Source organism: Nitrospirillum amazonense (assembly GCF_007828045.1).
Classification (GTDB): domain Bacteria; phylum Pseudomonadota; class Alphaproteobacteria; order Azospirillales; family Azospirillaceae; genus Nitrospirillum; species Nitrospirillum amazonense_C.
This window is the reverse complement of sequence record NZ_VITN01000005.1, coordinates 327592-340578: the sequence shown is the minus strand read 5'-3', so window position 1 is coordinate 340578 and position 12987 is coordinate 327592. Positions and strand designations below refer to the sequence as shown.

The following is a 12987-nucleotide window of genomic DNA, read 5'->3' as shown; positions in this document are numbered from 1 at the left end:
CGGGCTGCTCACCCGTGGGATAGTATGCTTTGGATGGAGTGATGGAGTTGCGCCCTGCGACATCCTGTGTTAAGTGCACGACGCCCGACGCCGGGGTGGTTTTCACCCGGTTCGGGCCCACATTGCTAAGGCCCTGAAATCCTTCAGGTCTGCGGATTAACCGAGGTTTCCAGGTGGCATCCCAAGGGACAGTCGTATCCGGACTGGCGGCCCGCTACGCGGCGGCGCTGTTCGACCTTGCCGACGAGCAGAAGGCGCTGGACCAAACCGCGCAGGACCTGACGTCGCTCAAGCAGGTTCTCGCCGAAAGCGCAGACCTGCGTCGCGTTGTGCGCAGCCCTGTCCTGTCGCGTGCCGAGCAGGCCCGCGCCATGGAGGCGGTGCTGTCACAGGCGGGCACGTCCGAGCTTGTGCGCAAGTTTATTGGTCTGGTCGCCCAGAACCGCCGGCTTTTCGCCCTCGACGGCATGATCGCCGCCTTCCTCGCCGAGCTGGCCCAGCGCCGCGGCGAAGAGACGGCCACCGTCATCTCGGCCCGTCCGCTGACGGAGGAGCAGCTGTCGGCCGTGACCGACGCGCTCAAGAAGGCCCTGGGCTCCAAAGTCTCCGTCGCCGCCAGCGTCGATCCGACGCTGCTGGGCGGCATGATCGTTAAGGTCGGATCGCGCATGATCGACAGTTCCGTGCGCACCAAACTGACCAAGCTGAAAATCGCCATGAAAGGGGTGGGCTGATGGAAATCCGCGCCGCAGAGATTTCCGCGATCCTGAAACAGCAGATCGCGAATTTCGGCACCGAGGCCGATGTTGCTGAAGTGGGCCAGGTGCTCTCGGTCGGCGACGGTGTTGCCCGCATCCATGGCCTGGACAAGGTCCAGGCCGGTGAGATGGTCGAGTTCCCGGGCGGGATTCAGGGCTTGGCCCTGAACCTGGAAGCCGACAACGTCGGCGCCGTGATCTTCGGCGACGACCGCGCCATCAAGGAAGGCGACACGGTGAAGCGCACGGGCGCCATCGTCGAGGTTCCGGTGGGCCGTGGCCTGCTGGGCCGCGTCGTGGACGGCCTGGGCAACCCCATCGACGGCAAGGGCCCGCTGGTCGACGTCGTGCGCAAGCGCGTCGAGGTGAAGGCCCCCGGCATCATCCCGCGCAAGTCGGTGCACGAGCCCATGCAGACCGGCCTGAAGGCCGTGGACGCCCTGGTACCCGTCGGCCGTGGCCAGCGTGAGCTGATCATCGGCGACCGTCAGACCGGCAAGACCGCCGTCGCCATCGATGCCTTCATCAACCAGAAGGGCATCAACGCCGGCGGCGACGAGTCCAAGAAGCTCTACTGCATCTACGTGGCCATCGGCCAGAAGCGCTCCACGGTCGCCCAGATCGTGAAGACGCTGGAGGAAGCCGGCGCGATGGAATACTCCATCGTCGTCGCCGCCACCGCGTCCGAGCCGGCGCCGCTGCAGTACCTGGCGCCCTACACCGGCTGCGCCATGGGCGAGTTCTTCCGCGACAACGGCATGCACGCCCTGATCGTGTACGACGACTTGTCCAAGCAGGCCGTCGCCTACCGTCAGATGTCCCTGCTGCTGCGCCGTCCGCCGGGCCGCGAAGCCTATCCCGGCGACGTGTTCTACCTGCACAGCCGCCTGCTGGAACGCGCCTGCAAGATGGCCGACGGCTACGGCGCCGGCTCGCTGACGGCCCTGCCCATCATCGAGACCCAGGCGGGTGACGTGTCGGCCTACATCCCGACGAACGTCATCTCCATCACCGACGGCCAGATCTTCCTGGAAACCGGCCTGTTCTACCGCGGTATCCGCCCGGCCATTAACGTCGGCCTGTCGGTCAGCCGCGTCGGCTCCGCCGCCCAGATCAAGGCGATGAAGCAGGTCGCCGGCACCATTAAGCTGGAACTGGCCCAGTACCGCGAAATGGCCGCCTTCGCCCAGTTCGCTTCGGACCTGGACGCCGCCACCCAGCGCCTGCTGAACCGTGGCGCCCGCCTGACCGAGCTGCTGAAGCAGCCGCAGTACAGCCCGCTGCCGGTGGAAGAGCAGGTGGTTTCCATCTTCGCCGGCGTGAAGGGCTTCCTGGACAAGGTGAAGGTCGAGGACGTGAACCGCTTCGAGGCGCGCTTCCTGGACGAGATCCGCAGCAAGGGCCAGGACATCCTGACCGCGATCCGCACCGACAAGCAGATCAGCAAGGACACAGAGGAAAAGCTGAAGGCCTTCCTGGAGAACTTCTCCAAGGTCTTCGCCTGATCTCCGTAGCGGCGGGCGGCTCTTCGGGGCCGCCCTCCAGTCCAGTTCTCCCCACAAGGGACCTTGTCAAGGAAGTGAAGGCACGGCATGCCCAGCCTTAAGGACCTCAAGATCCGGATCGACAGCGTCAAGTCGACGCAGAAGATCACCTCGGCCCTGAAGATGGTGGCGGCCAGCAAGCTGCGCCGCGCCCAGGAACAGGCCGAAGCCGGGCGTCCCTATGCCGAGCGCATGGGCCGCATGCTCTCCTCCCTCGCCGCCAACGTGCCGGCGGGCGCGCAGGGCCCGAAGCTGATGGCGGGTACCGGTTCCGACAAGACGCATCTGCTGATCGTCCTGACCGGCGACCGCGGCCTGTGCGGCGGCTTCAACGCCACCATCGTCCGCGAGGCCAAGCGCCAGGTCGCCCGCCTGACGGGCGAGGGCAAGACCGTGAAGCTGCTGACCGTGGGCCGCAAGGGCCGCGACCTGCTGCGTCGCGAGTTCGGCTCGATGATCGTCCACAGCTACGAGAACCTGGGCGGCAAGCGCCTGGGCTTCGCCGACGCGGCCCAGGTCGCGGACAAGGTGCTGGAGCTGTTCGACGCCGGTGAATTCGACGTCGCCTCCATCATCTTCAACAAGTTCAAGTCGGCGATGACGCAGATCGTCACCGTTCAGCAGATCGTCCCGTTCGCCGTGGCGGCCACGACGGAAGAGGCCCCGGCCTCCACCGAGCCGAAGGCCATCTACGAGTTCGAGCCGTCGGAGGAGGACATCCTCAACGACCTGCTGCCGCGCAACCTTTCCATCCAGGTGTACACCGCCCTGCTGGAAAGCTCGGCCTCGTTCTTCGGCGCGCAGATGACCGCCATGGACAACGCCACGCGCAACGCCGGCGATACGATCAAGAAGCTGACGCTTAACTACAACCGCACGCGCCAGGCCTTCATCACCAAGGAGCTGATCGAGATCATCTCCGGTGCTGAAGCGGTCTGACGGCGCCACGACAACATTCGCAAGGGTCCGAGGGAGCTTACCCCATGGCTACGACTAACCAGGCGACCAACGCCGTCGGCCGTATCACGCAGGTGCTGGGCGCCGTGGTGGACGTGCAGTTCGATGCCGAACTGCCCGCCATTCTGAACGCCCTGCACACGCAGAACGAGGGCAAGACCCTTGTGCTCGAAGTCGCCCAGCATCTGGGCGAGAACACCGTGCGCTGCATCGCCATGGACAGCACGGACGGCCTGGTGCGTGGCGTCGCCGTCAGCGACACCGGCAGCCCCATCAACATGCCCGTGGGCCCGGCCACCCTGGGCCGCATCCTGAACGTCATCGGCGAGCCGATCGACGAGCGCGGTGCCGTCGCCTCCGAAAAGACCTACCCCATCCACCGGTCCGCGCCCGAGTTCGCCGAGCAGGCGACCGACGCGCAGATCCTGGTCACGGGCATTAAGGTCATCGACCTGCTGGCCCCGTACCTGAAGGGTGGCAAGATCGGCCTGTTCGGCGGCGCCGGCGTGGGCAAGACCGTCACCATCATGGAACTGATCAACAACGTCGCCAAGGCGCACGGTGGTGTGTCGGTCTTCGCCGGCGTGGGCGAGCGTACCCGCGAGGGTAACGACCTGTACCACGAGATGATCGAGTCGGGCGTCATCAAGCTCGACGGCCCGGGCTCCAAGGTCGCCCTGGTGTACGGCCAGATGAACGAGCCGCCGGGGGCCCGCGCCCGCGTCGCCCTGTCCGGCCTGACCATCGCGGAATACTTCCGCGACGAGGAAGGCCAGGACGTGCTGCTGTTCATCGACAACATCTTCCGCTTCACCCAGGCGGGTGCCGAGGTGTCGGCGCTGCTGGGCCGCATCCCGTCGGCGGTGGGTTACCAGCCCACGCTGGCCACCGACATGGGCGCCCTGCAAGAACGCATCACCTCCACCAAGAAGGGCTCGATCACCTCGGTGCAGGCCGTGTACGTGCCCGCCGACGACCTGACCGACCCGGCCCCCGCCACCTCGTTCGCCCACCTGGACGCCACGACGGTGCTGAGCCGCGCCATCGCCGAGCAGGCTATCTTCCCGGCCGTGGACCCGCTGGACAGCACCTCCCGCGCGCTGGACCCGCGCGTCGTGGGTGAGGAGCACTACCAGACGGCTCGCTCGGTGCAGAAGGTGCTGCAGACCTACAAGTCGCTGCAGGACATCATCGCCATCCTGGGCATGGACGAACTGTCGGAAGAGGACAAGCTGACGGTCGCCCGCGCCCGTAAGATCCAGCGCTTCCTGTCCCAGCCCTTCCATGTGGCCGAAGTGTTCACCGGCACGCCCGGCGTGCTGGTCAGCCTGGAAGACACCATCCGCGCGTTCAAGGGCATCGTGGCCGGCCAGTACGATCACCTGCCGGAAGCGGCCTTCTACATGGTCGGCACCATCGAGGAAGCCGTCGAGAAGGCCCGCAAGATGGCCGCCGAGGCCGCCTGATCGCCTGAGTAGTACCGGGACGGAAGGGGTGATCCCCTTTCCGTCCCTTATCGTAAGACGCTGAACGGAAGCCCCATCATGGCCGATAAGGTTGAATTCGAGCTGGTGTCGCCGGAAAAGCTGCTGGTTTCCCAGCCGGTCGACATGGTGGTCGTCCCGGGCACTGAAGGCTACCTGGGTGCCCTGCCGGGCCACGCGCCGCTGATCACCACGCTGAAGCCGGGCGTCATCGACATCTACCTCGATGGCATCACCACCATCAGCAACCGCATCTTCGTCGCCGGCGGCTTCGCCGAGGTGACCGAGATCCGCTGTACCGTGCTGGCGGAGGAGGTGATCGAGGTCGCGGCCCTGGACCGTGCGGCCGTGGAGCAGCAGGTGAAGGATCTGGCCGAGGACGTGGCCGACGTCGCCAACGACGTCGACAAGCGCGCCGCGGAGGCCAAGCTGCTGGTCGCCCAGGCCAAGCTGGAAGCCCTCGGCACCGGCCCGGCCGCCCACTAAGGGTTGGTCTCTGGTAGTTGAGAGCGAATCGCAAGGGCCCGAAGGGGGCTAGGACATCGTGCCTAGCCCCCTTCGCCCTTAGGTAAACCGCCTAGGACGTAAGCCCAGTCCCTTGATTTAGCACAATAGTTCCCACCCTTGACGGGTGGGCATTTTGCCGATCGGCGGCATCGTGCTAGCTTGGCGCCTTGCCGAGCTTGGCGGGTGTTACGAATTTGTGGCATACCGGCCGGTGGGGCATCACGAAAAGCCCGCCGGCTTTCTTGTTTCCAGGCGGACCTTTTCGAATGGAGTGGGGTTCGATCGTCGCAGTGGGGGCACGGCGGCAGCATCGGGCCCGTATAATGGTCATCGGATGCCGGCACCCGGAAGCGAAGGCGCCGGCCCTGGGGCACGAAGAACGGAACGCGCATGGCAGACGTCAACGGCACGGAATCTCAGGCTACGGACTCCCGCAACGGTCATTGGACGGTTGCCGGCCTGCCCTGGGACACGCTGGACCGGTCCAAGGTCAACCCCGACATCCTGAAGCTCATCAAGGCCGCCGCTCTGGTGGAGTACAACGGCGACAGCTACGCCGACTACCTGTGCAATGTCTTCGCCGACAACGCGGAGTTCTGCCGGACGGCCCGCCAGTGGGCGGTTGAGGAAGTGCAGCATGGCGAGGCCTTGGGCGCCTGGGCCGAGCGCGTGGACCCCAGCTGGAACTTCCAGGCGGCGGTGAAGCGCTTCCGCGAGGGCTACAAGATCGACATCGACGTCAGCCAGTCGGTGCGCGGTTCCCGCGCCGGTGAACTGGTGGCGCGCTGCATCGTCGAGACCGGCACTAGCAGCTATTACACCGCCCTGGCCGAGGCGACGGATGAGCCGGTGCTGAAGCAGATCTGCCGCCACATCGCGGCCGACGAATTCCGGCACTACAAGCTGTTCTACGATTACCTGGGCGATTACCTGACCCAGGAACGCCTGGGCAAGTTCGGCCGCCTGCGCATCTCCCTCTCGCGCATCAACGAGACGGAGGATGATGAGCTGTCCTTCGCCTATCACGCCGCCAACAATGATGAGGGCGCGCCCTATCACCGCGAGACGGCCTTCGCCAACTACGTGCGCCGGGCCTACAGCTATTACCGCCCCCACCATCTGGACCGCATGGTCGCCATGGTGTTCAAGGCCAGCGGCCTGAAGCCCCAGGGCTGGCTGCATGACGTCGCCTCGCGCTACGCCTACAAGCGTATGATGAAGAAGGCTGGCGTGCCGCCCCTGGCTGCCTGAAGACGCTTCCTTGCGCTGGAAAAGGAAGACGCCGCCCAGGGCAACCCGGGCGGCGTTTCCGCTTTTACAACCTCAAACCAGATGCCGGAAGGCGGCCACCACCTGGGTGTAGATCGCGCGCTTGAAGGGGACGATCAGGTCCACCGTCCGCTCCAGCGGCACCCATTGCCAGGCGTCGAACTCCGGGTGCTCGGTGTCCAGGTTGATGTCGCCGTCCTGGCCGGTATAACGGCAGGCCAGCCACTTTTGCTTCTGGCCGCGGTACTTGCCCTTCCACGCCACGCCCACCAACTCCGGCGGCAGGTCGTAGCGCAGCCACTCGGCCGTTTCCTCCAGGATCGTGGCCTGGTCGGTGCCGATCTCCTCCATCAACTCGCGCAGGCCGGCTTCGGCCGCCGTCTCGCCCTTGTCGATGCCGCCCTGGGGCATCTGCCAGGCGCCAGGGGTGTCGCGCCTCTGGCCGACGAACACGAGACCCTGGGCGTTCAGCAGGCAGATGCCGACACAGGGGCGGTAGGGCAGGGTGCTGGGATCGACCGGCTTCGTCATGGGGCGGGCTCTTCAGAAGGGAAACTGGCGGCAGACTACCGGGCGGGCACCGGTCAAGCCAGCGTGGTGCCCGAGTCGCGGGCTGGAAAAACGTGGCGGCGATGCGCCAGGTCGTCGGTGACCCCGCTCCGGTAAGGGGGTGCGTAAGGAACGAACCCAAACGGCGGCCAGCGGGAACGAGTTGGCCCGATTGCTGCGGTGCTTCCGACAGGAAATATGTCAGCATATATGACCTATTTTCGGCCGGACGCATCCTTGCTTAGATACCAAGGTAAGCCGAGGGAACATCGGCGCCGGACCTTGCGGACCCCCAGGCCGCGAGGCCCCGTTCCTTGGGAAGGCCGCGACCCGACCGCATCGGGCGATGGCCCTCAAGGCTAGGCAGGGGCTCGAGTTTCACCCGAGTGGGAGATGCGTTATGACGCTGGCCGCCGTTACCCTCGATGACAAGTACGTCCTGCGGGACGGCCGGGTCTATATGACCGGAACCCAGGCGTTGGTGCGCCTGCCCATGCTGATGCGCGACCGCGACCGCGCGGCGGGCCTGAACACCGCCGGCTTCATCTCTGGCTATCGCGGCTCCCCCCTGGGCGCCTATGACCAGGCGCTGTGGCAGGCGCGCAAGCACCTGGCCCGCCACGACATCCATTTCCAGCCTGGCGTGAACGAGGAACTGGGCGCCACCGCCGTCTGGGGCAGCCAGCAGGTCAACCTGTTCAAGGGCGCCAAGGTCGATGGCGTGTTCGGCATCTGGTACGGCAAGGGCCCCGGCGTCGATCGCTCGCTGGACGCGCTGAAGCACGCCAACTTCGCCGGCACCAGCCGCCACGGCGGCGTGTTGGCCATCGCCGGCGATGACCACGCCTCCAAATCCTCCACCCTGCCGCATCAGTCGGACCACGCCTTCATCCACGCCTTCATGCCGGTGATGAGCCCGGCCGGCGTGCAGGAGTTCCTGGACTACGGCCTGATCGGCTGGGAGATGTCGCGCTATTCCGGCTGCTGGGTCGGCTTCACCGCCCTGGCCGACACCATCGACACCTCCGCCATCGTGCGCGTGCCCGACATCACCAGCGGCGTGGTGCTGCCCGCCGATTTCGAGATGCCGCCGGGCCGCCTGAACATCCGCCTGCACGACACGCCGCTGATCCAGGAAGACCGCATGATCCAGTGGAAGCTGGACGCGGCGCGCGCCTTCGCCCGGTCCAACCGCCTGGACAAGGTCATCCTGGGCGCCGCCAAGCCCCGCCTGGGCATCGTCACCGTTGGCAAGTCCTATCTGGACGTGCGCCAGGCCCTGGATGAGCTGGGCATCAATGCCGAGATGGCGGCCGATCTGGGCATTGCCATCTTCAAGGTGGCCATGACCTGGCCGCTGGAACCCCACGGCATGCGCGACTTCGCCGAGAGCGCCGAAGAGCTGCTGGTGGTGGAGGAAAAGCGCGCCCTGATCGAGGCGCAGCTGAAGGAACAGCTGTACAACTGGGATCGTCGCCCCCGCATCCTGGGCAAGACGGATGAGGATGGCCGCCCCCTGCTGTCGGAAAAGGCGGAGCTGTCGCCCACCACCATCGCCCTGGCGCTCGCCGGCCGCATGGCCAAGCTGGGCCTGATGGTCGATCGGGTGGCGGAGCGGGTGCGGGCCCTGGAGGCGCAGCTGCGCCCCTCCGCCTCGGCCAGCACCGTGGTCCGGGCACCCTTCTACTGCTCCGGCTGCCCGCACAACACCTCCACCCATCTGCCCGAGGGCAGTCGCGGCCTGGCCGGCATCGGCTGCCACTACATGGTGACGTGGATGGGCCGCAACACCGACGTGTTCAGCCAGATGGGCGGCGAGGGCGTGCACTGGATCGGCCAGGCGCCCTTCGCGGGGGAGGAGCATGTCTTCGCCAATTTGGGCGATGGCACCTACTTCCACTCCGGCATCCTGGCGGTGCGCGCCTCCGTCGCCGCCAAGGTCAACATCACCTACAAGATCCTCTACAACGACGCCGTCGCCATGACCGGCGGCCAGAAGGTGGACGGCAGCCTGTCGGTGCACCAGATCGCCCGCCAGCTGGAAGCCGAAGGGGTGGAACGCATCGTCGTGGTCAGCGACGATCCGGAGAAGTACGGCCAGGGCCAGGGCCTGCCGCCCTTCACCACCATCGAGCACCGCGACGACCTGGACCGGGTGCAGCGCGAGATGCGCGAGATCAAGGGCGTCAGCGTCCTGATCTATGAACAGACCTGCGCCGCCGAGAAGCGCCGCCGCCGCAAGCGCGGCACCTTCCCCGACCCGGCCCGCCGGGTGGTGGTGAACGAGCTGGTGTGCGAGGGCTGCGGCGATTGCTCGGCCAAGTCCTCCTGCCTGTCCGTGGTGCCGGTGGAGACGGAGTTCGGCCGCAAGCGCCAGATCGACCAGTCCAGCTGCAACAAGGATTTCTCCTGCCTCAAGGGCTTCTGCCCCAGCTTCGTGACGGTGGAGGGCGGGTCTTTGCGCAAGCCCAAGCCGGTTGGGGGCAAGGCCGACGCGTTCGAGACCCTGCCGGAGCCGGTGCGCCGTACCCTGGACCGCCCGTGGAACATCCTGGTGACGGGCGTGGGCGGCACCGGCGTGGTCACCATCGGCGCCATCGTCGCCATGGCCGCCCACCTGGAAAGCCGGGGGTGCACCGTCCTGGACATGGCCGGCCTGGCGCAGAAGGGCGGGGCGGTCACCAGCCACCTGCGCATCGCCGAGCGGCCGGAGGACATCCACGCCACCCGCATCGCCGCCGGCGGCGCCGACGTGGTGCTGGGCTGCGACATCGTGGTTGCGGCCAACGCCGACGCCCTGACCAAGATGGCCAAGGGCCGCACCCACGCCATCCTGAACACCCATGAGGCCATCACCGCCGCCTTCGTCACCAACCCCGACTTCCAGATGAATGGCGGGTCCATGGTGGCGACCGTGGCCAAGGCCTGCGGCGCCGATGCCGTCAACGCCGTGGACGCCACCCGCATCGCCACCGGCCTGCTGGGCGACAGCATCGCCACCAACCTGTTCATGCTGGGCTACGCCTATCAGAAGGGCCTGGTGCCGGTCAGCGGCGAGGCCTTGGAAAAGGCCATCGAGATGAACGGGGCGGCGGTGAAGATGAACACCGACGCCTTCCGCTGGGGCCGCCGCGCCGCCCTGGACCAGGCGGCGGTGGAAAAGATCTCCACGCCCAAGGGTCCCGCCGCCGACCAGCCCCACCGTCGCCTGTCGCAGACGCTGGATGAGGTCATCGCGCGCCGCGCCGCCTTCCTGACCGATTATCAGGACGCGGCGTACGCCGACGCCTACGGCCAGCTGGTGGCCCAGGTGCGGTCGGTGGAGACGGCCAAGGTGCCGGGTGCGGACCAGCTGACCGAGGCCGTGGCCCGCACGCTGTTCAAGCTGATGGCCTACAAGGATGAGTACGAGGTGGCGCGCCTCTACACCCAGACCGGCTTCCTCGACCAGGTGCGCCAGCAGTTCCAGGGCGATTACAAGCTGGTCTTCCACCTGGCCCCGCCCACCGCGTCCCACGCCGACCCGGCCACCGGCGAGATGCGCAAGCGCGCCTTCGGTCCCTGGATGCTGACGGCCTTCCGCCTGCTGGCCCGCCTGAAGGGTCTGCGCGGCACCGCCCTGGACGTCTTCGGCCGCACGGCCGAGCGCCGCATGGAACGCCAGCTGATCGTGGACTTCCGCGCCACGGTGGCGGAACTGCTGGCCGGCCTGTCCGAGGACAACCATGCGCTGGCGGTGGAGATCGCGGAGCTGCCGCAGAAGATCCGCGGCTACGGCCACGTCAAGGAGAAGGCCTACGCCGAGGTGAAGGCCAAGGAAGAGGCGCTGCTGCGCGATTGGCGCACCGGCACGCCAGGCCAATCCACGCCGCTGGCGGCGGAGTAAGGATCAAGCGGCAGCGGCAAAAGAGGCTTGAGCCTCATGCCGCTGTAGGACGCCAGCGCGTCCGCCGGACCTTTCCGGGGAACGAAGTGGACCGGAAGGGGAGGACAAGCCAAGCCGGCGGATGCTGGCGCCCGGCGCTTGAGGGATTGACGACGGACCCGCGACAAATCTCCTGTCGCGGGCCGTTGCTTGAGGTCTATGGTTGGCGCCCTCAAGGACGCCTCTTCAAGGATAGACGTGATGGACAGCAACGCGGGCGTGGACACGGTGACCTTGGCGGACAAAGTCACCCTGGAGGATGTGCGGGCGGCGGCCCTGGCGCTGGGGGGCCAGGTGATCGACACGCCCTGCATTCCCTCGCGCACCCTGTCGCGCATCGCCGGCTGCGAAATCTGGGTGAAGTTCGAGAACCTGCAGTTCACCGCCAGCTTCAAGGAACGCGGCGCGCTGAACCGTCTCTTGTCCCTGACGGAGGAGGAGCGCCGGCGCGGCGTCATCGCCATGTCCGCCGGCAACCACGCCCAGGGTGTCGCCTACCACGCCGGCCGCCTGGGCATTCCCGCCACCATCGTGATGCCCGAGGGCACCCCCTTCATCAAGGTGGAGCATACGGAGAACTTTGGCGCCAAGGTGGTGCTGAAGGGCGCTGTGCTGGCGGAAGCGGCGGCGGAAGCCGAACGTCTGCAACAGGAACACGGCTACGTCTTCGTCCACCCTTACGACGATCCGCTGGTCATCGCCGGCCAGGGCACGGTGGCGCTGGAGATGCTGAACGCCGCCCCCGACCTGGACGTGCTGCTGGTGCCGGTGGGCGGCGGCGGCCTGATTTCCGGCATGGCCATCGCCGCCAAGGCGCGCAAGCCTGACATCGAGGTCATCGGCGTGGAGGTCACGGCCTACCCGCCCATGTACCAGGCCTTGCACAACCTGCCGGTCAGCGTGGGCGGCGACACCATTGCCGAGGGCATCGCGGTCAAGAACGTTGGCGCCACCACGCTGGAGATCGTCCGGAAAAAGGTCGACGACATCATCCTGGTGGAGGATTGGGAGGTGGAGCGGGCCGTGGCCCTGTTCCTGAACATCGAAAAGACGGTATCGGAAGGGGCGGGCGCCGCCGGCCTGGCCGCCGCCCTGAAGCATCCGGAGCGCTTCGCTGGCCGCAAGGTGGGCCTGGTGCTGTCCGGCGGCAACATCGACAGCCGCGTGCTGGCCAGCGTCATCCTGCGCCAGCTGGTGCGCGAGGGCCGCATCGTCACCCTGCGCGTGGTCATCCCCGACCGGCCGGGCGCCCTGGGACGCATCACCACCCTGATCGGCGAGGCCGGCGGCAACATCATCGAGGCCGTGCACCAGCGCCTGTTCAGCACCGCCAACGTCAAGGCCACCGACATCGACATCACGGTCGAATGCCGCTCCGCCAACCACGCCGGTCGGGTGGTCGAGGCGCTGCGCAGCAACGGCTTCCAGGTCAAGGCCCTGGCGGGGGAGTGAGCACCGCCAGGGGTTGACAAGAAAAAAGGCGGCCAGTCGGTGGAAGGACCGACGGCCGCCTTTTTCCTATTCCGCGCGCCAAGGGGTCACCCCCGCTGCCGCGTGATCTCGATCCCGGCGGAGGCGGCGTCGGGGAAGACGTCCAGCTTTTCCACCCGCACCGTGACGCTGTGCACCCGGCCATCGGCCAGCAGGCGCTGGGCCACCGTCTCGGCGAAGGTTTCCACCAGGTTCAGATGGCCCTGGGCCGCCAGCTCGCGGACGATGGTGACGCCGTCCTCGTACGACACCACGTCGGCGATGTCGTCGCGGCGCGACCCCAACCGGTCCAGCACCATCATGTCCAGGTTCACGCGCAGGCGCTGGGCCTTCTGCTTCTCATGCTCATAGATGCCGACGGTGGCCATCACCACCAGATCGCGCACGAAGATGCGGGCTAGGGCGGGGGGATGGGTGACGGCCGGGGAGGCGGACTGCACGGGCACGGCCTTGGCCGGACCGCCGGTCACTTGGGCGAAGAGCTTATTCATAGGGCTCCTCTA

General features: G+C 67.0%; 10 protein-coding genes. 8 read left to right on the top strand and 2 right to left on the bottom strand.

Annotated elements, in window-relative coordinates; genetic code table 11:
* The first annotated feature begins 173 nt into the window (after positions 1–173).
* From FBZ89_RS11260 to FBZ89_RS11235, 6 genes are all read left to right on the top strand, one after another.
* On the top strand, positions 174–734 hold the full coding sequence (locus FBZ89_RS11260; RefSeq protein ID WP_145611249.1) for a F0F1 ATP synthase subunit delta: 561 nt from the start codon (positions 174–176) through the stop codon (positions 732–734).
* Positions 734–2263, top strand: coding sequence for a F0F1 ATP synthase subunit alpha (gene atpA / locus FBZ89_RS11255; RefSeq protein ID WP_145750060.1), 1530 nt, complete (start codon positions 734–736; stop codon positions 2261–2263). The genes FBZ89_RS11260 and atpA overlap by 1 nt, the downstream gene beginning before the upstream one ends.
* Positions 2264–2350: 87 nt before the next feature.
* Positions 2351–3241: a F0F1 ATP synthase subunit gamma gene (locus FBZ89_RS11250; RefSeq protein WP_004271497.1), complete on the top strand. Its 891-nt coding sequence runs from the start codon at positions 2351–2353 to the stop codon at positions 3239–3241.
* Positions 3242–3285: 44 nt separating this feature from the next.
* Positions 3286–4725 (top strand): F0F1 ATP synthase subunit beta, encoded by a 1440-nt coding sequence (gene atpD / locus FBZ89_RS11245; protein ID WP_145750059.1) that lies wholly within the window; start codon positions 3286–3288, stop codon positions 4723–4725.
* A gap of 78 nt (positions 4726–4803) precedes the next feature.
* The gene (gene atpC / locus FBZ89_RS11240; protein ID WP_145750058.1) at positions 4804–5229 is read left to right on the top strand and encodes an ATP synthase F1 subunit epsilon; all 426 of its coding nucleotides are present in this window, start codon (positions 4804–4806) and stop codon (positions 5227–5229) included.
* Between the two features lie 411 nt (positions 5230–5640).
* A complete protein-coding gene (locus FBZ89_RS11235; RefSeq protein ID WP_246172135.1) occupies positions 5641–6501 on the top strand; it encodes an acyl-ACP desaturase in 861 nt (286 codons plus the stop codon).
* A 72-nt stretch (positions 6502–6573) separates the two neighbouring features.
* Here the strand turns inward: FBZ89_RS11235 and FBZ89_RS11230 are convergent, their stop codons facing one another.
* Positions 6574–7050, bottom strand: coding sequence for an RNA pyrophosphohydrolase (locus tag FBZ89_RS11230; protein WP_145750057.1), 477 nt, complete (start codon positions 7048–7050; stop codon positions 6574–6576).
* 418 nt (positions 7051–7468) lie between these two features.
* Here FBZ89_RS11230 and FBZ89_RS11225 point away from each other — a divergent pair, with 418 nt between their 5' ends.
* Both FBZ89_RS11225 and FBZ89_RS11220 read left to right on the top strand, forming a co-directional pair.
* Positions 7469–10954: an indolepyruvate ferredoxin oxidoreductase family protein gene (locus FBZ89_RS11225; RefSeq protein ID WP_145750056.1), complete on the top strand. Its 3486-nt coding sequence runs from the start codon at positions 7469–7471 to the stop codon at positions 10952–10954.
* Positions 10955–11194: 240 nt separating this feature from the next.
* Positions 11195–12445 (top strand): threonine ammonia-lyase, encoded by a 1251-nt coding sequence (locus tag FBZ89_RS11220; RefSeq protein WP_145750055.1) that lies wholly within the window; start codon positions 11195–11197, stop codon positions 12443–12445.
* Positions 12446–12531: 86 nt separating this feature from the next.
* On the opposite strand, the gene folB is transcribed toward FBZ89_RS11220, so the two are convergent.
* Positions 12532–12975, bottom strand: a complete 444-nt coding sequence (gene folB / locus FBZ89_RS11215; RefSeq protein ID WP_145750054.1) for a dihydroneopterin aldolase — start codon at positions 12973–12975, stop codon at positions 12532–12534.
* Between the last annotated feature and the right edge of the window lie 12 nt (positions 12976–12987).